Source organism: Chryseobacterium angstadtii, assembly GCF_001045465.1.
GTDB classification, from domain to species: domain Bacteria; phylum Bacteroidota; class Bacteroidia; order Flavobacteriales; family Weeksellaceae; genus Chryseobacterium; species Chryseobacterium angstadtii.
In genome coordinates, this window is sequence record NZ_LFND01000004.1 from 74314 (window position 1) to 94196 (window position 19883).

Annotated in this window: 28 protein-coding genes; 2 read left to right on the forward strand and 26 right to left on the reverse strand. The window is 41.7% G+C overall.

Going from position 1 to position 19883, the window contains the following annotated elements:
• Window positions 1-24 precede the first annotated feature (24 nt).
• The 16 genes from ACM46_RS13680 to ACM46_RS13755 all read right to left on the reverse strand — a co-directional run bounded on the left by ACM46_RS13680 (window position 25) and on the right by ACM46_RS13755 (window position 12348).
• Window positions 25-2028 (reverse strand): hypothetical protein, encoded by a 2004-nt coding sequence (locus tag ACM46_RS13680; protein ID WP_048507243.1) that lies wholly within the window; start codon window positions 2026-2028, stop codon window positions 25-27.
• Window positions 2029-2034: 6 nt separating this feature from the next.
• Entirely contained in the window at window positions 2035-2853 is an 819-nt protein-coding gene (locus ACM46_RS13685; protein ID WP_048507244.1) for a phage baseplate protein, read from the reverse strand.
• Between the two features lie 2 nt (window positions 2854-2855).
• On the reverse strand, window positions 2856-3347 hold the full coding sequence (locus ACM46_RS13690; protein WP_048507245.1) for a hypothetical protein: 492 nt from the start codon (window positions 3345-3347) through the stop codon (window positions 2856-2858).
• A gap of 2 nt (window positions 3348-3349) precedes the next feature.
• Entirely contained in the window at window positions 3350-4231 is an 882-nt protein-coding gene (locus ACM46_RS13695; RefSeq protein WP_048507246.1) for a hypothetical protein, read from the reverse strand.
• Between the two features lie 2 nt (window positions 4232-4233).
• Entirely contained in the window at window positions 4234-4533 is a 300-nt protein-coding gene (locus ACM46_RS13700; RefSeq protein WP_048507247.1) for a hypothetical protein, read from the reverse strand.
• Window positions 4523-4816 (reverse strand): hypothetical protein, encoded by a 294-nt coding sequence (locus ACM46_RS13705; RefSeq protein WP_048507248.1) that lies wholly within the window; start codon window positions 4814-4816, stop codon window positions 4523-4525. Before ACM46_RS13705 ends, ACM46_RS13700 begins: the two co-directional genes overlap by 11 nt.
• 1 nt (window position 4817) lies before the next feature.
• The gene (locus ACM46_RS13710) at window positions 4818-5039 is read right to left on the reverse strand and encodes a hypothetical protein (protein WP_048507249.1); all 222 of its coding nucleotides are present in this window, start codon (window positions 5037-5039) and stop codon (window positions 4818-4820) included.
• Window positions 5036-5527 (reverse strand): hypothetical protein, encoded by a 492-nt coding sequence (locus tag ACM46_RS13715; RefSeq protein ID WP_048507250.1) that lies wholly within the window; start codon window positions 5525-5527, stop codon window positions 5036-5038. The genes ACM46_RS13710 and ACM46_RS13715 overlap by 4 nt, the downstream gene beginning before the upstream one ends.
• The gene (locus tag ACM46_RS13720) at window positions 5527-6525 is read right to left on the reverse strand and encodes a hypothetical protein (RefSeq protein ID WP_048507251.1); all 999 of its coding nucleotides are present in this window, start codon (window positions 6523-6525) and stop codon (window positions 5527-5529) included. Before ACM46_RS13720 ends, ACM46_RS13715 begins: the two co-directional genes overlap by 1 nt.
• On the reverse strand, window positions 6506-7141 hold the full coding sequence (locus ACM46_RS13725; RefSeq protein WP_048507252.1) for a DUF6046 domain-containing protein: 636 nt from the start codon (window positions 7139-7141) through the stop codon (window positions 6506-6508). The genes ACM46_RS13720 and ACM46_RS13725 overlap by 20 nt, the downstream gene beginning before the upstream one ends.
• A 1-nt stretch (window position 7142) precedes the next feature.
• A complete protein-coding gene (locus ACM46_RS13730) occupies window positions 7143-9062 on the reverse strand; it encodes a tape measure protein (protein ID WP_048507253.1) in 1920 nt (639 codons plus the stop codon).
• Window positions 9063-9243: 181 nt separating this feature from the next.
• Entirely contained in the window at window positions 9244-9651 is a 408-nt protein-coding gene (locus ACM46_RS13735) for a hypothetical protein (RefSeq protein WP_048507254.1), read from the reverse strand.
• A 19-nt stretch (window positions 9652-9670) separates the two neighbouring features.
• Window positions 9671-10108 carry a hypothetical protein gene (locus tag ACM46_RS13740; RefSeq protein WP_048507255.1) on the reverse strand — a complete coding sequence of 146 codons (438 nt, stop codon included), beginning with the start codon at window positions 10106-10108 and terminating at the stop codon, window positions 9671-9673.
• 8 nt (window positions 10109-10116) lie between these two features.
• Window positions 10117-11277: a DUF2586 family protein gene (locus tag ACM46_RS13745; RefSeq protein ID WP_048507256.1), complete on the reverse strand. Its 1161-nt coding sequence runs from the start codon at window positions 11275-11277 to the stop codon at window positions 10117-10119.
• An 89-nt stretch (window positions 11278-11366) separates the two neighbouring features.
• Window positions 11367-11888, reverse strand: coding sequence for a hypothetical protein (locus ACM46_RS13750; RefSeq protein WP_048507257.1), 522 nt, complete (start codon window positions 11886-11888; stop codon window positions 11367-11369).
• A gap of 1 nt (window position 11889) precedes the next feature.
• A complete protein-coding gene (locus tag ACM46_RS13755; RefSeq protein WP_048507258.1) occupies window positions 11890-12348 on the reverse strand; it encodes a CHAP domain-containing protein in 459 nt (152 codons plus the stop codon).
• A 219-nt stretch (window positions 12349-12567) separates the two neighbouring features.
• Between ACM46_RS13755 and ACM46_RS13760 the strand changes: the two genes are divergently transcribed.
• Window positions 12568-13113 (forward strand): hypothetical protein, encoded by a 546-nt coding sequence (locus ACM46_RS13760; protein ID WP_048507259.1) that lies wholly within the window; start codon window positions 12568-12570, stop codon window positions 13111-13113.
• Here the strand turns inward: ACM46_RS13760 and ACM46_RS13765 are convergent.
• The 10 genes from ACM46_RS13765 to ACM46_RS13805 form a co-directional block, all read right to left on the reverse strand.
• Window positions 13110-13313 (reverse strand): hypothetical protein, encoded by a 204-nt coding sequence (locus ACM46_RS13765; protein WP_048507260.1) that lies wholly within the window; start codon window positions 13311-13313, stop codon window positions 13110-13112. The two genes, ACM46_RS13760 and ACM46_RS13765, sit on opposite strands and share 4 nt — an antisense overlap.
• 87 nt (window positions 13314-13400) lie before the next feature.
• Window positions 13401-13619: a hypothetical protein gene (locus tag ACM46_RS13770; protein WP_048507261.1), complete on the reverse strand. Its 219-nt coding sequence runs from the start codon at window positions 13617-13619 to the stop codon at window positions 13401-13403.
• Between the two features lie 24 nt (window positions 13620-13643).
• Window positions 13644-13997, reverse strand: coding sequence for a hypothetical protein (locus ACM46_RS13775; RefSeq protein WP_048507262.1), 354 nt, complete (start codon window positions 13995-13997; stop codon window positions 13644-13646).
• A 3-nt stretch (window positions 13998-14000) separates the two neighbouring features.
• Window positions 14001-14630: a DUF3164 family protein gene (locus ACM46_RS13780; RefSeq protein ID WP_048507263.1), complete on the reverse strand. Its 630-nt coding sequence runs from the start codon at window positions 14628-14630 to the stop codon at window positions 14001-14003.
• 38 nt (window positions 14631-14668) lie between these two features.
• Entirely contained in the window at window positions 14669-14878 is a 210-nt protein-coding gene (locus ACM46_RS13785) for a hypothetical protein (protein WP_048507264.1), read from the reverse strand.
• Between the two features lie 13 nt (window positions 14879-14891).
• Complete coding sequence (locus ACM46_RS13790) at window positions 14892-15509, reverse strand: ATP-binding protein (RefSeq protein ID WP_048507265.1); 618 nt, start codon at window positions 15507-15509, stop codon at window positions 14892-14894.
• Window positions 15506-16495, reverse strand: coding sequence for an AAA family ATPase (locus ACM46_RS13795; protein ID WP_241486016.1), 990 nt, complete (start codon window positions 16493-16495; stop codon window positions 15506-15508). The genes ACM46_RS13790 and ACM46_RS13795 overlap by 4 nt, the downstream gene beginning before the upstream one ends.
• Window positions 16446-18503 carry a hypothetical protein gene (locus tag ACM46_RS13800; RefSeq protein ID WP_053082707.1) on the reverse strand — a complete coding sequence of 686 codons (2058 nt, stop codon included), beginning with the start codon at window positions 18501-18503 and terminating at the stop codon, window positions 16446-16448. Before ACM46_RS13800 ends, ACM46_RS13795 begins: the two co-directional genes overlap by 50 nt.
• 22 nt (window positions 18504-18525) lie before the next feature.
• Complete coding sequence (locus ACM46_RS23800; RefSeq protein WP_277619856.1) at window positions 18526-18660, reverse strand: hypothetical protein; 135 nt, start codon at window positions 18658-18660, stop codon at window positions 18526-18528.
• The gene (locus tag ACM46_RS13805; protein ID WP_131707595.1) at window positions 18657-18878 is read right to left on the reverse strand and encodes a hypothetical protein; all 222 of its coding nucleotides are present in this window, start codon (window positions 18876-18878) and stop codon (window positions 18657-18659) included. The genes ACM46_RS23800 and ACM46_RS13805 overlap by 4 nt, the downstream gene beginning before the upstream one ends.
• Before the next feature lie 101 nt (window positions 18879-18979).
• On the opposite strand from ACM46_RS13805, the gene ACM46_RS13810 reads away from it, so the two are divergent.
• On the forward strand, window positions 18980-19774 hold the full coding sequence (locus ACM46_RS13810) for a LexA family transcriptional regulator (protein WP_048507267.1): 795 nt from the start codon (window positions 18980-18982) through the stop codon (window positions 19772-19774).
• Window positions 19775-19883: the final 109 nt, after the last annotated feature.

Sequence of the window (19883 nt, forward strand, 5' to 3'; positions counted from 1 at the left end):
TTTGTACGGACTTTTCCTGCATCATTATATTTTTTTAATGCTTGTAACTTTCACTCCAAATGTTGCCAGCTCCGTATACTGGAATGCGGTGGCAAAAACTTTAAATCTTATGGGAGTAGGCTGGCTGTTATCAATAATATTGGCTGAGATTCCTACGGTTCCGTCATCTTTAAAAATGGAAGTGGTCACGTAGTTTGCTCTTTTTGCAATGATAAACCGCATGCTGTCTCCATCTCCAAGATTCACAGCGCCTGAACCTCCGGTTACAAAAAGGGCATACAAAGGTCCGTTATTGGCTACAGCCATAGCCCCTGATATCTTTTCGGCAGAGAGGGAGTTGGACTGCGAAGTAGTGATTCCAAATCCTGTGGAACCTCCGAAAGGGTTGAAGTTTCTTCCGACTTTACTTACCGCACCTTCAATCACAAAATCGTCTGTTGCTTTCAGGTAAGATTTCATATAATAAGCTACCAGAACAGCATTGTAGTTTTGTCCGGCATAATTATACAGGTCTTTATCATGCCCTATGTTTAGTTCTCCAAAAGTATTCACCAGTTCTTTATTAAAAGGCTGATCTCCTATTGTCACCCTGCTCCAGCGGTTGTCGCTGATATCAATTTCTGATGCAGAACCGGTGGCAATCACTGTAAAATTCATCGGAGTGGTATATTCTGCGGCTCCGTTCCAGATTCTTACCCTGTAATATCCCAGCGCATAATTCTGAGAATTAAAGGAGAAGTTCAGCATATTGGCATTGAGAAGTGTCACTTTTGAATTATCAATGATTTCAACTGCATCACCATCTGCATTAACAATAGCCACGGTAAAACTGGCCGGATTCACATTAAGATTGGATCCTATCAGGGTGATGAAGGTAATATTGCCGGGATTTGTCGCTTTTGGAATCACAGGCGGATACACCAGCCCGACACTCATGGCATTGGTAGTCCAGCCACCGTTCATAACGGTTTTTATCCTTGTTCTCTGCTGTTCTGTCATGCTGCTCCACAGTTCCAGTTCACCATCGTAATCGGCATACATAAAAGGGCGTTTTGCACTTTCGAGGCTGGTTCCCCAAAACTTCGAACCATCATAAGTCATCTGATTACGGCGGGTTTCTGAGTTGACATCAAAAACAAGAGCTTCCGTTTTCACTCTTCCGGCGATTTGTAAAAGCTCGGATGGTGATTTGGTTGCAATACCGATATTTCCTCCGGGACTGTTGTACATATTGGCCGCCGAAAAATTGGTTCCGTTCCACTGAACTAAACTGTTTGCGGAGATATTAATCGCTTTCCAGTTCACCATCCCGTCCAGTACGGAAGCTATATAGTTCCCTGAAACAGACGGTTTATCCATTTTTCCGTTCAAAGCAGCCTGAAGTCCTTCCACCATTCCGATGGTGACGTTGGAAATACCGGTTGGCAGGTAGTTCTGAACGTTTTTCTTTTCGCCGCCTTTGAACATGTACAGGGAAAAATTCCCGTTGTTATCCGGCACTGCAATGAAGTCGTTATCTTCAAACTGATAGCCCCCGGAATTTCCTGCAAATCCGGCGATTGTGGTTTCTTTCGATTCAATCAGGGTTGTTAATCCCAGGGCTTCTATTTTTTCGGCCAGGATCTTTTCATCCTCATTCACAAAATCGTCCCAGATCATGTATCTGGTATCGCTTTGCTTTTTGGTGTACACATTTCCTGTCTGATCCCCATTATCTACTGTAGCTATATTGCCGGGCAATTCTCCTACGCCCAGAGCTTCTTTCCAGCTTTGTACATTTCCGGCCGTAAGATTTGAAGCATCTTTTTTCGCCAGATGATCTGCATGAGCATCCGGGTTGGAAACATGCAGTTCAAAAATATTTTTGTCGGCCTTATTCTGAAGCAGGTTTTCCAGCCCCGCAATTTTTGTGGTGGGAATTACCTCATCTTTGTGCCAGAATGATGACCATGAAGCCTGGAACTGATCCTGGGTAGGAAAGTCTCCGGTTTCAAAGTAACTGTATATGGTATTTAATGGGATTGACATAATCTTTTACTGAAAATTGGGTTCAATGTACAATGCGATTCTCGACGGCTGGATGTTGTTGTGAGGCTGGTTGCCTCCTGTTTCGGTAGTATTTCTATATCCGTCTACCAATGTTCCGCCTCTTCCGCTGGCTCCTCCGCTTCCGATGGTCCAATAGTGTTGGTGGGAGTGTCTCGGCATCTGATCGATAGTAAGGGTATGGGTTTTTGTTCCAAATTCACCTCCGAGAGTATTGAATTCTGATTCATTAGGGCTCCATCCTACAATGGTTTTCCCTCTGAAGTCTAAACATTCTTTCCATCCTGCAGGGATTTGGGCAGCCGGCTTTCTCCATGCCACCACAATTCCTCCGTTAATAATAGGCGCCGTCTTCAGTTCCAGTTTTTCAATTCTGGCTGTAAGTGCCGACACATCTACCTGGGTAGCTGTATTATTAACTTTCACCTGGATGCTTCTCAGCGTTTCCAGTTTCAGGAACTCGGACCAGTTGTAACTTGTTGCTCCGGTCCCGAATTTTACGGTTCTTTTTTCAATCAGTGTTTTTGAAAGCTGATCTTCAAATGTTTTCGGAATTTCTTCGGTGTGAATGTATACGGTAGCTGTTGGCGAGTAGACCCCTCCTTCAAAATAGTACAGTTTTCCTTCAATCGCTACCACTCCCGGGTTTACACTGGAGCCTACGGTTTCACAACCTGACAGAATGGTTTTGTTTCCTGCCAGATCTCCGAGTACTTCAAAGATTTCGTACGCCTCTTCAATAGTGTTCATTAGGTCATTGGTAAGAGGCATACCGCCTGTCTGTAAAAATTTGAAATTGTATTTCATTTTTAAGTGATTGTTATTATATATCTTTTGGATGGTAGTTTGTAAAAATCAATCTCCGCCCTGAGTTGGTCTTCATTGATAGCTGTATCCGGTATTTCCACTTTGAAATCATATTCGCTGTAGAGCTCTGATTCTGTTCTCAGATAAAGTGGTTTTTCGTCACCGTTTACCCATTGGGTTTTTGAATAGTACTGATCGTCTTCTGCTTCGGTGTAGAGAAAAGTTCCTTCGTAGAGAACTGCTTTTACTATTCTTATTCTTCTCTCCAGCGGATCGAAAGAGTTGTTCAGGTGTTTCTGAAGTGAAAATTTCTGATAATTGAAATTCATCTTAATCAGATTCTGTTTTCTGGCTTTCAAAAACTCGATGTATAGAGTTTCGATTTCAAAAATCAATACCCAGATCAGATTCAGAACGGACTGTGTGCGCCAGAAAGTGAATAGCCACCACTGCGCCAGCCTTTTAAAATTAATATTGAAAAGCTTGTCATCCATTGTTATTCTGCTTGGTAATTAAGGTATTGTATCCCGGTCCAGTCTTCAATTTTGAAGTATCCGGATTTTGGAATCACGGAGATTCCTATAGGCTGGAATACGATTGGATAATTGGAACCCGGCTCTACCCATCCGCTTTCTACGATAAGATTCTGAAGATCCGTTACTCCATCCACAGCCAAAATGGCCGCTTCCAGTTTCTGAACGCTCAGCTCACCGTTGAAGGGAAGATTTTTCAGGAATCTTTTAATGGCATCTTCTACAGGATAGGTTCCGATGGCCAGAATGCTTCTTCCGTCTGCAAGCAGTACTCCGGGATTGTAGCACACCACAAATTTGATTCTCAGAATATCCGGTTTGTAGTTCACAATAACGATATTGTCTCCTGCCGCCTGGATTTCTTCGATATAGGACCTGAAGGCCATACCTACATTATCTGCCAGCGGTACAATTTCCCCGTTGCTTTCCGTAGCAATTTTCATGGATATTTTAGAGGAATTGGGGGCTTTGGTTACGGCTACGTATTTGATGACTTTTGATGTTTCCACCTGCTCATCCGTAGCGGGTACTTCCACTCCGTTCTGTTCGTATAAGGTTGAAAAATCTCCACTTTCCGGAAGCAGTTTAAAACCGTACTGATATCTCAGGGCTTCGTTTCTGTACCATTTTAAGGTAGGTACTTTCTGCTCCTTAATTTTGGTTTCAATTTCTTTCAAGTGAAGCTTACAGGCTTCCTGAAAATTCCATATGGTAAATCCTACCACCTCGAAAATCTTTCTCCAGAAGGGGTTTTTAGAAACATCTGAGGTGAGTTTCTGAAGGTAGGGGTTTGCATCTTTAAGTGCTATGATGCTGTTGATTATATCTTGAAGCGTTTTATTCATTTTTAACTTACTTTAAAACTATTTTCCAGTTGCATATATCCGATACCTTTCAGCGAAGGAACCTGTCTTTCCTCGCTCAGCGTGGTTCCTGTAGCCGGTTTGATGTTTTTTGACTGATAGTACTGCAGAACATCTGCTTTTGCGTTGGTGATGTCTGAAACACTGAGGGCTTTTCCTGTCGTCAGCAGGTCAGACACCGCCATTCCGTTCGCTATGGCAATGTCGAAACAGTTTTGTACATCTCCGGTATGCTGTATGGCAATATCCAGGATGGATTGTTTATTTAATACTTTAATCTCCATAATCTGCGTCTATATCTATCTCGAGGTTTTCATCTATTTTCACATGATTCACCGTCATTCCGTCTGCAAAAAACTCCTGTCTTATTTCTCTTGCCAGTTCTTCCGGCGCAGCATGTTCAAGGTATCTTCTTGCTCCCACTCCGTTTTTCGGGAAGAGTTTCATTTCGCCTTTGTCTGCGAAGAGCAGTGTTTTCTGATGTTCGTATGTACTTTCCCCCACGGTGAAGTCGCCGTCGCTGAACTGGAGTTCAAAATTTTCGTCTAAAAGAATATCTGTCGGCATGTTATATTATATTTCCTGTTCCTGTACCAGTCTGGGCAGCTGCCGTTCCTGTTGTACTTACTATTACTTTTACCTGTCCGGCTTCTACAAATTTTTTTATTGCTTTGGCCATTTCCCGGGCAATTCTGTTTCTGGATGCCCCTGCATCTTTTTCATCGATCTCGCTCTCCATCATTTTGATGAGATCGTCGATCAGTATTGGTTCTGCTGCGCTTAAACTCATTTTAAAAGGGATTTAAATTCATTTCTAAGTGTTTCAAAGTCTGCCAGGTTGATCAGGTTGATTGTGGGGCCGTAATTGGTGGTAAATTTCATAGCCTTAATGGCATCAAAAAGTTCATCTACAAGCTTGGCAAAATTCTTCCCGTTGGCTTCCATGTGGATTTTATCACTCAGTTCCAGATTGGCGGTTGCCGTTTTCCAGTAAAATTTTTCTACCACATCGCAGGCCATCACCATCCAGTCATCATCATCTTCTACTCTTACAGCCAATACATAGCTTCCCACTTTAGGAATCTGAATAAAGCTCTTGTTTCCTGTAAGCACCGGCCGGAGCCTTACATCCAGATATTCCTGGCCGTCTTCATCCGTCAGAACACAGATGGCTTTTTCCTCATCTACGGATTTTACCTGCGCGATATTGCTTACTGCGGGTGCATGTGAGCTGGCTATCTGCTTTAATCCTTCTCTTATATATTCCGGTGTTGCCATTATTTCTGTGTTAAAAATCCTAATGTTACGGTCTGTCTTCCTCCTGATGCTCCAAACTCACCGCTTACACTTTCTATGAAGTATTCTCCGGTTTTATCCGGATACATTCCGCCTTCCAGTTCCAGGACCATCCCTTTTACGGCATAAGGTTCCAGAAAAAGGGTGATATTGCCTTCGTATCCTTTGTAGTTTTCTTTGGTTTGCAGCCTGTTGGCTATTTCTTTTAAAAAATTGCCCGGAATTCCTGCCTTTACTTTTAAACTTTTCTCGCCTGAGGATTTCTGCTGATCAGACTTGGTTTTATTGACCTCGCCTTTATCGTTTTTTTCCTTGATGACGATCTTGGTGCTTTTATCTACTGCTTTTTGTTGAAATTCATCGTCTTTCACTGTATTCCAGCCTATTCTCGCTTTGATCCTCTTCTGAACTTTTCCAAACTGGGTTCCTACATAAATTACGTTCATGTTGAAATAAACGGCCAGCTTGCATTCGTCTTTCAGCCATTCCAGGACTTTGATTCCGCTTACATTTTTGAACCTTACGTTCTTCAATGGGATATCCGGAATTTCTCCGGAAAGGGTGATACCTGTTCCTACGGTAAGCTCTTCTAAAAGTTTCCTAACGGTTACAGTGGGATAAGTTTTGTTGAAAATGATGTCATACAGCTTATACCCATATCCTTCACACTCTATCTTCACGGGAATTCCCATGTTGACTCTTTTGATAAAACCTTCAAAGCGTTTTTTGTTGACATTGTTGTAGCCTAAAGAAACACTTACGAAATCACCTTCTTTAAAAGCATACCCCATTCTCTCGCTGCTTTCCCGGTCTTTGTTCAGATCCTGGGTCTGCACTCTGGTATTTTTCAGGTAGCTTATTCTGGGAAGTTCAATGGTACATGAATCTATAAAAGATCCTACCTCGCTTTTCCATGTTACTTTACTGGCTTTAATGTCTTTTACATCTTTTATTGAGATATTACTGGTTAGTGTTAGCATTTCTTTGTGGTACTTCTAAATCTTTTACATCGGCAATAAAATCACTTTCACAGGTCAGACTGAATGGTCTGATCCAGTGTGTTTTCCCCTGTGTTTCCGGAAACTCCAATGAGGTAACGGCTACTCTGCAGCTTTCAACCAAAAACATTTCGGGATATCCTCCGTGCAGGGTGACCTTCTGATCGGTCTCAAAAATCGTTTTCAGACTTTTGATATCATCTTCCGGAACTCTTCTGTTTTTTCCTATCAGAAAGCCTCTTATGGTAAACTTGTAATCATCAATATTGAACAGTTCCTTTACAGTTCCCTTTCTTTCGCTGACGGCAGTTCTTACGACCGTTTTGCTCAGGTTTACGGCAATGGTGCAGGTATCAATTTCAATGGCATCTACTTCATTGATTTTGAAGAGTGCAGGAAACCAGATATCCTGGCCATAATCTCCAATTTTATTGAAGGGAATGGTATTTTTACTATAATGAATGGTTCCTCTCGGTGATGGATTTTTGAAATCCCAGCCCGGAATTCCCAACATGGAAAGATCCGGTCCGGAAATCCGGTAAGGGGTTGTTGAAAAATAACTTTTATATAAATCTTCTAAATCAAAAACTGTCTGCATATTATATTACTTTTGCTCCGTTATAAAGTACACGGCCTAAACATTCCATCACTACGCTTTCCAGCTGTTCTGAAGTTTCTCCTGAATTCATGGTATTAAACTGAATGGTTTCGAAGAATTTCCCCAGCGTGATGTTGATGGTCTTCTGTCCTCCTCCTGAAACGGTATCTCCGGTTTCCTGGGATTTCGTAGCGTTGCTTCTTCTGGTGTCTTCGGCTCTGTTAATGGTTGGTCTTCCTCCTGATGTAAGATCGGCTTTAGCGGGTCCTTTTGAGGCTTTGAATCCTTTTACAGCTTCATCCTGGTCTTTCATTCCTTTTAAAAGGTCCGCATTCGCTTTGATTTCAGTTGTTTTGGTGACTTTCACCTCTTCTCCTGTAATGAGTTCTTTTGCCCATCTGTAGGCGCTTTCTATCCCATTTAAGATGGGACCGAGGATGTTGTTCCATACCCATTTGAGGCCTTCTGCCACCCATCCGATCACTTTCAGAACAATTCCTATAATTCCGTAGATTCCGGCAAAAACATCTTTGATGAGTTCACTGTTGGCAATCCAGGTGACAAGCCCTGAGACAATGCTCCAGACCGCGTCGAAAACACTTCCCAAAGTGTCCCAGACTCCTGAGAGGAATCCCTGAAGAATGTCTACATAAGCAGACCAGTTATTGGTTCCTTCTCCCAATCCTGTTATGAAATCAACTGCCTGTCCCAGACCATTGGCCATGATGTCTATATAAGGCTGTATCAATGCCAGTGCTGGGGCAAAACCTTCCGAAAATTTAAGACCGATATCCAATACCTTAGAGATAATAGGAGTAAAGGCATACCCAATTTCCGTAAGCGTTCCGCTGAACCTATCTTTGATATTCTCCCATTTTCCGGTGACTGTATTATTCTGCTTGTCTAAAGCGCCCTCATACATTCCTCCCTGCCCTTTCGCAGCTTCAAATGATTTGGACAGGGTGGCATAATCCACACCTCCTTTAAACTGTTCCGCACTTTTTCCGGTGGAAGCAGCCAGCATTCCGTAGACATCAACTCCTGAAGCTTTTAATTCTTTCAGCTGATCACCCGAGGCTTTTCCACTGCTTTTGATTTCTTTCATCTGTTTGGAAAGTTCTAAAAGCTTATCTTTTCCGCCTCCGGTCGCCGTAACGGCATTGGCCAGATTCATGACTTCTTCTCTCGCTTTCTGAGCGTCTCCGCCCACAGATAGCAGAGCTTTGTTGGCATCCAGCAATTCCTGAAGCTGAAAAGGTGAGTTACCGGCATCGGCCTGGATATTTTTGTAAGCCGCATTGGCATCCTGTCCTTTACCCATTACTTTGGAAAGACTGAGTACATCCTGTTCTTTTTGGATTCCTCCGGAAATGGCAGCAATTGCTCCATCTTTAAGAGCTCCTCCAATCATGGCTCCCACTCCTGCCAGTCCAAATGCTCCCAGCATTCCGTTTATTGAAAAACCGCCTTTCCCGCCGCCGGATCCGCTGTCTCCGGACCCTGCCTGAGACGGATGTCTTCCTGCCTCACCCTGAAGGTCGCTCAACTGCTGTCTGTACGACTGGATGCTGTTGTTACCATTAAGGGTTCTGGAACTGTTCAAATTTCTGCGTACGTTACGGATATCATTTTCGATGTCCGCGTAGCTTCTCACACTTACAGGCAGGTTTAAACTTTCTCTGATCTTGTTTTTTAATTTATCGTAACTCTGCGTGACTGAGGTTTTGAAGTTCTGATAAATATTTCCGGGAATATTCGAGAGGTTGGTAAAAGCGGATGCTATATTGGCTCTGATTGTTCTGTTGGCTGTAGCTATATCCTGGCTTATGGTTCTAAACGCAGATACCAAATCCTGAATTGCTGTAAGATTATTGATCTGGTTTATTAAATTGGCCAGCTGTGTGGTGTTATTTTGACTCATATTTTAAAATTTTCTTTCGCCTTGTTTTTTCCAGATTTCTAAGGCTATTCCGGTGCGATAGAAAAACTTTTCATCACCCCAATTCTTTAAAGCATCGGCTCCAAACTGCATACTTCCAAAAACAATCAGAAACTCTATTCCTTCGGTCTTCTTGTCGGAGAATGAACTCCGGCCGATTTCACTAAGCGCGAAAAAAGTCGGCTTTCTTGCTTTCCAAGATGTTGTTCATCTGTAAGAACACTGCAATGAAGCAGTCTTCATCTTCAATCAGCTGGTAATCTCCTTCTATCCAAAGCTGTTCTACGATCATCGCTACGGCTTTACTCATTCCGTTGGAACCGATAGCGGTAAGATAATCGCCCAGGTCATCTGCTTTAGGCGGTCTAAGGACAGCAAGGAAGTCATCCACCTTTAAATAAATAAGGTCTCTGTTGCCGTACTCTTTTTTCCACTCATCAAGCTTTTTTGCGGTATATCTTGCCTCAAAAGGGCTAAGATCTTTTACTGCATCTTTCTTGGTTTCCTGTGTCTTTTTTTCTTCTTTAGATTTTCTGTTGTTGAAAATTTCCTGTAATTTTTCGTTTGCCATTTTATTTTTGTTTTTGTGATTAGATCATTCTTCTGCTCATTGCGATGTACGGAAGGGTAACTTCTCTGTTTTTAGCCCCCTGCTCCATTTCGAAGCCGTCTTCTGTAAACTGAACTCCTGAAGTAACAATTGTATTGATTTTCTCACCTGCTTTTTTCTTGTAAGAAATGGTGATTACAATCAGTTCATGCGGAACTTCTGTGATGTCATCATACCCTGCAATCTGTGCTGCTCTGTTCAATGCATCTGCTTCAAAGCCCAGAAGTTTGATGTTTCCTTCATACTTCGTATTACCTTTCATGATATCAATAGGCTCGTTTCCTGCACCATAGATATGCTCAGATTCTACTGTCTTTTTGGTGCTGAAACCTTTAAGTCCCTTGATTACTTTCGATAATAATTTCACTTCAAAATGAGCCCATGCACATTCTGATGATGTAATATTAATATTAGCCATGTTTTAAATTAAATTGTTTTTGTTAATCCCATGTTCAGTACAATCCAGGTCATATAGCCGAGTGGCTGGATCTGAATTTGTTTTTGAAGGGTGTTTGTGTTGATTAAGTCCTGATCCAGAGAAACCAATACCTGTGCTCCACTGATCTGGCCTGCCATACCGTTTAAAAGCTGAGCTCTTGTTACTTCTTCCAGATATACGGCATCTGCTTCGTTCAGTTTTCCGTCCGGAGTCAGTCTTACTGATGATTCCAGGAACGGCGTATCGGTAGCTGTAGATATTCTCTGAGCTTTGTCGATCAGTCTTCCGTGAACCAAAGTTCTGAAGTCATCCATTCCTGCCATTTTATCAACGCTGAAATAGTATCCTGCTGATCCTTCTCTTGTATGGAAGGTGATGAAACCTGCATCTGTAAAGTTGTCCAGCTGTTCCGGTAAATACTCGTCTACTTTTTTGTCTCCGATGAAAGCTTCCGTGATGCTTAACGATCCGTTTTGTCCGTCGCCGATTTTCACGTGTGCCGGATATTTACAGGCTCTTGCTAAAACCAGTGCTACTGATGCGGAACCGTCATTTTTTGAACCTCCAAGAACTACTCCTGCAAAGGTATTTTCGGCAGATTTCGGTTCAAAAGTAGAGATAGCAGAAGCATCTTTTACTCTTCCTTCGATAAAGATTCTTACCGGTTTGTTAATAGACTGCTGATACGCTCCCAATGTTGCTGAAGCAATTAACGCATCTTCTACGTCTTTATCCAAAAATCCTGCAGGTGCTACATAAGCAGCATCGGGTTTTCTGCATACTGCTACCAGATTGACCCTTCCATTGGAATAATTAAGAAGCCCTTTCACGCCTTCTTCGTTGGTACTTGCAACTGCAGCTTTCATTGTTGTGGTATCTTTTGTTCCTAAGATCCACAGCTCCTGGCTGCCGCCAAGCTCCTGATAAAATTCATTGATTACCTGAAACAAAAACGGTTCGTCCTGTTCTGTGTAACCTTTAGATTTTGCGTCTGCCGGTGAGTAAACTCTCTCTACTCTACCAATGTTCCCTGGTTTGTAAGCAGTTCCCACGATTCCTGCAACGCCGTCGATTACCTGAATCTGACGAAGTAAGTTGCCTGAAGCCACATTCGCTTTTACTTTCGGTGTTCCATTTCCTTGTGACATTTTTTAATTATTTTTTAAAAAGTTGTTGTACATATTTTTTTGAATCAGAAATCCTTTTTCTGTTCATTTTTTATTTTTCTGAATGGTATTTAAATGATCTTTTTCCAGCGTACAATGAGGACAAGAGTGAACAGGGCGAGTACCCCAAGAAAGATTCTTCCGAGCCATAGCTGTGTTTGTTGAAACCATGACAAAGCTTTCTCTCTGTATATAGGTTTTTCGATGTAAATAGGTGTTTGCTCGTGCTCTTTGATATAGGTTTCCCGCCATGTTTTAAATGACTCCTGTGCCTGTTTGTAACATTCTACCGACAGCTTTCCGTCTGTCAGTAAGACTTTCGGTGCCAGCAGGCCGCTTTCTGATGTATCAGCTGTGTGGCTGAAATTTTTATAAGCTCCGGATTCTTTCAGAACAGGTTTACCGTTTACACATTCTATCCAGGCATGGTAATAGGTGCTGTCTGCTTCGGATCTGAAGACTGTATCTTTAACAACTGTACGGACTTCTCTCGTTTTTTCTATGATCACCGGTTCCTGAGGCTTCCTGTTCGCACAGGAAACCAGAACCAGCGAAACAAAAAATAGCGTTATGAAGAAAACAAATTGTTTCATGTTAATATTTTATATACCCTTTAATGGTGTTTAAAGCTCTTTTTCTGCGGCATACCTTGATGCCTTCACGGCTTCCGTTGTCGTTGGTATTGCCTTCTATGGTGTAGATGTACTGAGTATCGAATTTTTCTACGAAACCGGTATGTCCCAGCCCCTTTCCAAAATCCATGATGAAAATGGCGCCTTCGGAAGGTTTTGATGATTTCTTTTCCTTCGGAGCATTGTTCCAGGCATAAAGCACTCCTCCTGTTTTTACAGCAGTATTTGGGGCTTTTTTCTGTCTGGATGCCTCTCCGAAACACCAATACACAAAAGCCATACACCAGCTCGCCGGAAAGTTGATTCCCACTGAAGCCAGGTAGGTTTTAACAGGAATTCCCCAGTTTGAGCCATGTGGCTTTTCTTCCTGTCCTATTTGGGTAATGGCAACCTGTAATGCTGCTGCAGATAGTGAATCCATATTAATAATTAAGTGTTGTGTTTGTTTTGTGAGTACAAATTTCCAATATCCCGTACCGTTTTGAAAATAAGAGCGCAAGGATTGCACAGCTTTTTTAAAATGCCCTGTTTTAAGTTCAATTTTGTACCGTGAAATAGTGTCAACGGGAAGTAAAGAACAGATCCGTTGATCCATCTATTCTAAAACAGAAAGTAATTTGAGAAACTATATTTAATACTTATGGAAGAATATTTTTATGTACAGTTATTATTAGATCTTCAGGAAAAAATTGCACAGGAAGTTCCTGAAATACAATACATCGATCTGCAGCTGGGCCAGCTTGAGAATGTTTCGGCAATGCAGACTCCGGTGATCTACCCTGCCTTGTTTATCGATTTTCCGGAAGCAGTTTATGATGTTGATTTTCCGGAGGCCTCCTATGCCGATCTGGCAGCGAACGCACAATCGGGAAGTATTCCGGTATCTTTTCAGCTGGTGGCCAATGATGATCACCTGACATGGCATCAGGCACCTATTGAAGAACGAAAAAAGGGTTTGGATTTTTTAAGAATCGAGCAGAAATTATATAAAGCCCTTCAGGGATGGGAAAAGGAGTATTTTTCACCGTTTTCAAGAACGCTGGCTAAAAGTACCAGCAAGAGATATGCGGGATTTAAGGTAAGAGAGATGATGTTTACAACGCAGTATGAGGATTTCTCTGCAAGTCCAGAAGAAACCAAAGGCTATATTTACCGTTACGGCTTCAGTCCTATAAGCGCAAGCTAGAATAAGGTAAGCTGGGTTTCCTCTTTGGGAATCACCATTCCTTTGATGTTCATCCACTGTCTGTAGGAAAGATGAATATTGTATTTCGGAAAGGTATGCCTTACAATTTTGGTATCCGGTACATCCGCATGCTTGTGTGCATTATAAACATTTATAATGTACCGGGCACGTTTGATGTAATTTTTATTATTGTAAGACATTTCTACAAAATTACTGGGTCTTTTTGTACAAGTCAAGGCGATTTTCGGTCACCAAAAAAGCCATGGATTTTCCATGGCTTTTGGCGGTTAAATAAGTTTTGGCTTCTTTTGAAATTCATGCAGCGCTCTACTTTTCAGCGTATTGAGAACTGTGGGTTCTTCTTTATTCCGGAGCGCGTAGGTTTCATACTGAGGATAGTCTCTGGGTTCTGTACTGATCTCCAGGGTAACTACCGTATATCCTTTCTTTTCGAGGGCTTGTTTTATTTCGGTACCGCTGTACCAGTAGCCGTTTATTTTAATCATGTTTAAATTCGGTTTAAAGGTTATTTAAAGCAGCTGTCTGTGCAGCTCGTTTTTCATCATGAGAATGGCATTGGTCTCGTAGCTTCCGAAATCGTCGGGAAAATAGATCTCGAATTCTTTCAGGAAATGCCAGAGGGCATCGGCTTTATAATAAGGAAGCCTGATGATAAAAGAGTGGTTCCGATGTCTGGTTTTTATTGCTTTCTGCAAAAGTTCGGTTCTCAGCTCCATACAGATCGAAATGCTGCTTTTAAGGGTTCTGGGCTGGGTGTGAATATTCAGCATATCCAGAATCTGCATTCCCGTGTTCAGAACGTTCAGTTTATGATTGTCTAAGGAAAGGAGAATCTTGTCGGGATATTTTGTGGACTTCGGCATCTTTTAATATGAAAAATTCAGATTGATTCCTTCCCATTCATTGGTCTCATTCTTTTTAAAAAAGGAAATGTAGTCTTTGCTCAGGGAAAAACTGTAGCTTTCTTTTAACAGCCTGATGCCTTCCCTCCAGTTTTTGTCATCAAAACGGTTTTCCATGCTGTAGAGTTTTTGTACCAGAAGAATATCAAGCGCTCCGTTTTTACGTTCCAGGAGAGACATGATAAGGTCTTTGGTATCAGGTTCTCCTTCATATTTTGATGTTAAAAAATCCACAATGTGCTTTTCTGCCTGGTGAGAACGTTCGTCAAAGGTTCCTTTTCCCTGTCTTTTATATTGAATTTTAAAGTGTTCATCTTCAATTTTGAAGTTGCCTTTCCCGTCCTGATGCCTTTTGCTGTAATCCTTTAAGAGATCAAAGAGAGATCCCAATTCTGAAAAGGCTTTTGTTTTAAACCCATGAATCTGTTGCGAAAGCTGGTCTGCGGCAGGCGCAAGATCGCTGATGACGGATTTTTTCAGACTTTCATACTGGGTTCTTTTTTCTTCCCGTTTTCGGGCTTCTTTCTGTTTTCTGGCCTCGAGTTCTGCTTCAAGGTCTTCTATAGATATTATTTTTAATGTTTCGGTGATCATACTATTTTGTTTTGGGTGTTTTTTTATTATCTGTTCATTTAGTAAGGAGATTCCCACTGAAGCTGGTTAATAATTCTGAGCTTCACCTGGATTTTGCCTTCCACATCTTCGGGAACTACATAGCCTGATTCGTTCCATATAGAGCTGATTTCTCTGTGAATAAGCATCCGGTCAAAATCCGTAAGGTATTTTTCTCCATAACTGTCATACTGCAATGCTACTGTTAATATATTTTCTCTTGTATTCATTTTAATTTTGGTTTTAAGGTGTTGTTCCCCAATAGAGGTTTGCTTTTTCTTCGTTGATATTTAAAGTTCCGCCGGGACATCTTCCGGAAATAATGGCTTTAAGCCCTTCTGCCTGAACGATGATTTTGGATAATTTTCTCCAGACCGTTCCCAGCGCACTGTCCGGGAGCCCTTTTTCTTCATGGCTCACAAAAATGATCAGCTTGTTTTTATGTTTTTCTTTAAGCTCAAGAACCATTTTCCGGGTGATTTCATCCCGGTATACTGTGGTATTGTCTATGAATATGATCTTAGGACATTTCCTGGATTCGAATTTCTGCGTTAGTTCATCCCAGGGCATATAATCCAGCAGCTTAAAATTCCGGTCCGTATCCGAAAGTCCCGCAGAAACCATAGCCGAGATAATGTCCTTTGAGAAACCCTCCTCCGCGGAAACGTACAGCACTTTCCCGAAACCGGAGAGGTATTTGGCCAGCATCATGGCAAAAGTGGTTTTTCCGTTTTTTTCTGCCCCGCCCAGATACCAGAATCCGGCTGTTTCCGGCTGCCCGAAGGACTCTTTCCATAATCCTTCGAATTCAAATTGTTTAAAGACGATGGATAAGGCCTGTTTTACTGATATTGATTTCATGATCTGCTGATATTAACCAGGGTTTTAAGGTATCTCAAAGATCTCATTTTGCCGTCTTCCTGTCCTTTTCTGATCTTGTACGGTGCATCTACTTTTACCATACAGCTTCGGATGACTTCATTCACTGCGGTTTTATCTTCAAGGTTCACATAGGCTACATCTCCGATGAGTTTCGTGTAAAACTTTTTCCGGTCTTCCGGGCCTCTCGGAACCAGAGTTACAAAATCGTCCGAAAAGCGGCTGAAGATTTCTGCAAAACCTACTTTGTGATTATTGATTCCTTTGGTGATTTTTGCTCTGAGGCCATCTGCCCCGATCATAAACCAGGCGCAGCGGTCTACCGTGTCGTTCATGATGCCTTTCAGTTCCAGGTAAGCGCTGTATTCCAAATCTCCTGCTTCGTCTATACATACAAAAGGGTTTTCAAGCATATTCAGAGCATATTTTACATTTTCAAGCACTTCATGGTATTTTCCTTTCGTTCCACAACCTAAAACCAGAGCCAGCTGACGGATAAATCTTACTTTGGTATGGGTTTGTGAAGCGTCTACATAGAATGCATTTTTCATCTGCGAAATAATAGCTTTGGCGCATTCTGTTTTCCCGATCCCGCAGTCGTCTACCAGGATCATGGAGCTTTTGGATTTCTGGCAGAACATGAAGCTTTCGTGCATTTGTTCGTAGACTTCGGTTCTGGCAAATTTCCAGCTGCTTTTGCTGATGTCTACCTGAAATTTTCTTCCGATGTTCAACCATTCTCCGGATGAAAGCACTTTTTCCGTTTCGCCTTTCTTTATTCTGCTGTAGATGGAACTGCTTATATTCAGTGACTTTGCAAAAGCGGCATCGGTTCCTCCGAAATTGTTCCGGTGCTTCATCATAGCTTCCCGGATCTGATATTTTAATTCTGTATTAATTTCCATTGGTTCTGTGGTGTTATCTGAAGTTCGATTTCCAGCTTCTTGCAGTGCTTTCTGTTTCGTCATAATGGTATTCCGGAGTTTCTTTAAAAGCAACTTCCTCAGGAATAGATTCTGTCTGCGTATATTTTTTCCGGCCGGGAATCTGAAACTTGGTATTCAGTATTTTTTTACGGTGGTCTATAATGGTGACCTGTTCTATTTCTCTTTTCTGCTGTGCCATAAAGGCGTTGACAGTGTTTTCGTAGGCAGACATCAGCTTTCTGCTGAGTTCTCCCTGTTCGTTTCTTTCATGCTTCGATTTGGAATATTCCGGGTGTGGAACGATATCGCAAAGCATCATGTCTTCATAATAAATCATTGCTTTCAGGGTGCTGCCATCATTCCCGTCCAGCCAGAAGATTTTAAATTCTTTTCCTTCTACATATTTCATCAGCCTGATTAAATCCTCTCCTAAAGCAACCTGAGCGTTCATCCCCAAAACATAGGTGGTATTTCTGAAGTTGATGATACCCGCATTGCAGCTTGAGAGGGTTTCTTTTCCCAGATAAGGCAAAAATGCCTGCCAGTTCGTGGGCTGTGTATTTTTATTCTGCATTTCGCAGAACACTTCCCACCTGGTTTTGTCTTTGTACCGGGAATGAGGAGAATTGTTCCAGATTTCAATATCATGTAAAGAATGATCTACAATATCCTCATAAGGAACAAAAACATCCTGATCTGCGCTCTTCTGATTTTCTTCTTTCCTTGCATGCGGCCTCGCCATCCAACCCAGTCTGCTTTTTTCATGTCTGTATCTTAGTTCTTCAAATTTTCTTTCAATGGCTTTTGATCTGGCGCGGTTCGCATAGATATTCACACTGTCGAACATCGCTCCGTTTCTCAGAAATGTATCTTTAAAGCTGCTGTTCAGTGAACTCTCACATTCCAGTCCCAAAGGGAGATTAAAGCCCCATTCTGTATAATTCCGGATCATCTGGCGATAGAATTCGGTGATGATTCCTTCTTTTGTCTTTCCGTGCACCCAGCAGGTCCAGGCTTCGGATCCCAGGTCTATTCCCATATAAAACCACACCCGGTTTCTTTTTTTGTCGTACATAAAAGGCGGTTGCCTGTCGTCTATCGAAATAAGTGTTCCCGCTTCTTTGATTTTGGCTAATTTGTGCCACGGAATAAACTCCTGCATTAACTTCTGCCTGTCTCCTGAGCGTTTGGCATAGGTTCCTATTCTGTTTTCCCATTTTCCCAGCCATGCTACAATGGAACTATCCGATATCTCTTTAAACTTCCGGCTGTCTCCGCAGTCATAGATTTCTCCAGTCTCATTGGAAATAATTTCCAGATCTCCTTTCAAAAATGCGCGATACTGAGCGGCTACTTCTGTCCTCGAAGGTTTGTAATCCTGTCCTGCGAAAATATCGTTCAGCAATGAAATCATTTCATCGGTCATCAGCTTCCTGTTCTGATTTTTCAATTTTCCGGAGATCAGACTTCCGAAATGATATCCTCCATCTTCAAACGAATGGAAAAACGGTTTCCAGATTCTGTCAAATGCTCTGTAGGACGATGGTATGGTGTGTTCCGTATTAAAAAGTCTGGGCAGATATTCATTAAAGGTGACTAGGTCTGTACATAATGAAGGAAGCAGTCCCCGGCCTGAGCTTTTTTTAAGTTTTTTCCATTCTTCCAGGCGGGCTATTCTCAATCTTTCGGCGGCTATCAGTACACTTGCGTTGGTAATGTATTCCTGTTTAAAGCTTTCCTTCAAGGGAGTTCCGTCTTCAAATCTGAAATCTGTAAAATAACGTACGGCGGCCGGATCAAACTGAAAAAACGGGATCAGCGGATGGTGCATTTTGCGTGGATCTCCGATGCTGTCCTGCATTTCTTTGGGGAGTGAATCAAAATCAATGAGCATCTGTCTTCCGTTTCCTCCTTTTCTTACCTGTTTGATTCCAAAGGGAAGGTCCCGGTATCTTTGAATTTTTTTCTGAAGCGCATCCAGTGTGGTAAAATAAGCCGGAACAAGTTCGTCCTTCGTTACTGTCAGTATATTTCCCCAGTGAGTCGGCATGTTTCGCTATTTTTTGTTGATCTTACTGGGGTTTGTACCTGATGATAAAGAAAATCCCGAGTATGATTCTATAGCTGGCGGTTTCTTTGTTTCCGGTTTTGGCATCCACCACATCTATTTTTCTGTGGCAGAATAAGTTCTGAAGTATTTTTTTCATGGTATTTTGCTGTTAAGTGATTGGACTTCGCTGTGAATGGCTTCTTCGGTTCTCCTTAAAAAAGTATGGTATTCTTTCTTTAAAACATCTGATTTTTCACCTACTCTGTCACCACGTAAAGACTTACGAATGAAGTCGATTGAGCACTCATGTCGGTCCTTCAGAATATTTAATATTTCTGTATTGTAATACGTTCTTTTTTTAGTAGTTTTGTTCATTGCCATGTTTGTCTTTTGGATGGGACAAATGTCGCAAAATTTCACGAATAACCAAATGAAAATTCGAAAAATTTCACGAATCAAAGTTTAATTAACTGATTATGAATGGAATAAATTTTCGCATAAAACAACTCGTTGACCACTTCGCCAATGGCAATAATTCTGTTTTTGCCCATATGATTGGAGTAAACGAATCCAATATCAGAAGCTATATCAACGGGACAGAGCCTAAATTCAACATTATCGAAAAAATTTGCACAGCACTCGCAATAAATCCCGAATGGTTGATCATGGATCGCGGAGAAATGCTGAAAGAAGATAAAAAAGAACAGGCTTTGCTGCATACGGATTTTTACCATCGGGTTCCTCAGGTAGTCACTGTTGATTCACACAATAAAGACAATATTGCGCTGGTGCCAAATAAGCTTAAAGCCGGGTATCTGCAGGGATATAATGACCCCAATTTCATTAAACTTCTCCCAACATTCCGACTGCCGAATCTTAATAACGGGGTATTCAGGATGTTTGAAATTGAAGGAAATTCAATGTTCCCGACGCTGCCCGACAGAACTTATGTGGTTGCGCAGTTTGTGGAAGACTGGGTACACGGGATCAGTGATAACAGGCTTTATGCTATTATCTCGAATGAAATTGAAGACGGACTGATCAAAAGATGCCTGAACCGGATCAAAAAGTATGATAACTTAATCTGCAAATCGGACAACAGACGCAGCTACCCTACTCAAAATATCCACCCCAATACCATCAAAGAAGTATGGGAAGTAAAACTGCATCTGAACTTTAATCTGCCGGATCCTGCTGATTTTTACGACCGATTGAATGATCTGGAAGCAGAAATACAGTTTTTAAAGCTCAATAGAAACATAAACGATTGAAAAACAACAAACTAACATAAAAATCTAAGTCCCCTATATACCCCCGAATCTTTATTTTTGTACTTTTAGGACTGTTTTTAAGGCTTTATTGTTCCTTTAAAAACATCGG

Bases quoted from the DNA above. Each gene is read 5' to 3' on its own strand.
- ACM46_RS13680 (WP_048507243.1), bottom strand. From the start codon at position 2,028: ATGTCAATCCCATTAAATACCATATACAGTTACTTTGAAACCGGAGAC.
- ACM46_RS13685 (WP_048507244.1), bottom strand. From the start codon at position 2,853: ATGAAATACAATTTCAAATTTTTACAGACAGGCGGTATGCCTCTTACC.
- ACM46_RS13690 (WP_048507245.1), bottom strand. From the start codon at position 3,347: ATGGATGACAAGCTTTTCAATATTAATTTTAAAAGGCTGGCGCAGTGG.
- ACM46_RS13695 (WP_048507246.1), bottom strand. From the start codon at position 4,231: ATGAATAAAACGCTTCAAGATATAATCAACAGCATCATAGCACTTAAA.
- ACM46_RS13700 (WP_048507247.1), bottom strand. From the start codon at position 4,533: ATGGAGATTAAAGTATTAAATAAACAATCCATCCTGGATATTGCCATA.
- ACM46_RS13705 (WP_048507248.1), bottom strand. From the start codon at position 4,816: ATGCCGACAGATATTCTTTTAGACGAAAATTTTGAACTCCAGTTCAGC.
- ACM46_RS13710 (WP_048507249.1), bottom strand. From the start codon at position 5,039: ATGAGTTTAAGCGCAGCAGAACCAATACTGATCGACGATCTCATCAAA.
- ACM46_RS13715 (WP_048507250.1), bottom strand. From the start codon at position 5,527: ATGGCAACACCGGAATATATAAGAGAAGGATTAAAGCAGATAGCCAGC.
- ACM46_RS13720 (WP_048507251.1), bottom strand. From the start codon at position 6,525: ATGCTAACACTAACCAGTAATATCTCAATAAAAGATGTAAAAGACATT.
- ACM46_RS13725 (WP_048507252.1), bottom strand. From the start codon at position 7,141: ATGCAGACAGTTTTTGATTTAGAAGATTTATATAAAAGTTATTTTTCA.
- ACM46_RS13730 (WP_048507253.1), bottom strand. From the start codon at position 9,062: ATGAGTCAAAATAACACCACACAGCTGGCCAATTTAATAAACCAGATC.
- ACM46_RS13735 (WP_048507254.1), bottom strand. From the start codon at position 9,651: ATGGCAAACGAAAAATTACAGGAAATTTTCAACAACAGAAAATCTAAA.
- ACM46_RS13740 (WP_048507255.1), bottom strand. From the start codon at position 10,108: ATGGCTAATATTAATATTACATCATCAGAATGTGCATGGGCTCATTTT.
- ACM46_RS13745 (WP_048507256.1), bottom strand. From the start codon at position 11,277: ATGTCACAAGGAAATGGAACACCGAAAGTAAAAGCGAATGTGGCTTCA.
- ACM46_RS13750 (WP_048507257.1), bottom strand. From the start codon at position 11,888: ATGAAACAATTTGTTTTCTTCATAACGCTATTTTTTGTTTCGCTGGTT.
- ACM46_RS13755 (WP_048507258.1), bottom strand. From the start codon at position 12,348: ATGGATTCACTATCTGCAGCAGCATTACAGGTTGCCATTACCCAAATA.
- ACM46_RS13760 (WP_048507259.1), top strand. From the start codon at position 12,568: ATGGAAGAATATTTTTATGTACAGTTATTATTAGATCTTCAGGAAAAA.
- ACM46_RS13765 (WP_048507260.1), bottom strand. From the start codon at position 13,313: ATGTCTTACAATAATAAAAATTACATCAAACGTGCCCGGTACATTATA.
- ACM46_RS13770 (WP_048507261.1), bottom strand. From the start codon at position 13,619: ATGATTAAAATAAACGGCTACTGGTACAGCGGTACCGAAATAAAACAA.
- ACM46_RS13775 (WP_048507262.1), bottom strand. From the start codon at position 13,997: ATGCCGAAGTCCACAAAATATCCCGACAAGATTCTCCTTTCCTTAGAC.
- ACM46_RS13780 (WP_048507263.1), bottom strand. From the start codon at position 14,630: ATGATCACCGAAACATTAAAAATAATATCTATAGAAGACCTTGAAGCA.
- ACM46_RS13785 (WP_048507264.1), bottom strand. From the start codon at position 14,878: ATGAATACAAGAGAAAATATATTAACAGTAGCATTGCAGTATGACAGT.
- ACM46_RS13790 (WP_048507265.1), bottom strand. From the start codon at position 15,509: ATGAAATCAATATCAGTAAAACAGGCCTTATCCATCGTCTTTAAACAA.
- ACM46_RS13795 (WP_241486016.1), bottom strand. From the start codon at position 16,495: ATGACGAAACAGAAAGCACTGCAAGAAGCTGGAAATCGAACTTCAGAT.
- ACM46_RS13800 (WP_053082707.1), bottom strand. From the start codon at position 18,503: ATGCCGACTCACTGGGGAAATATACTGACAGTAACGAAGGACGAACTT.
- ACM46_RS23800 (WP_277619856.1), bottom strand. From the start codon at position 18,660: ATGAAAAAAATACTTCAGAACTTATTCTGCCACAGAAAAATAGATGTG.
- ACM46_RS13805 (WP_131707595.1), bottom strand. From the start codon at position 18,878: ATGAACAAAACTACTAAAAAAAGAACGTATTACAATACAGAAATATTA.
- ACM46_RS13810 (WP_048507267.1), top strand. From the start codon at position 18,980: ATGAATGGAATAAATTTTCGCATAAAACAACTCGTTGACCACTTCGCC.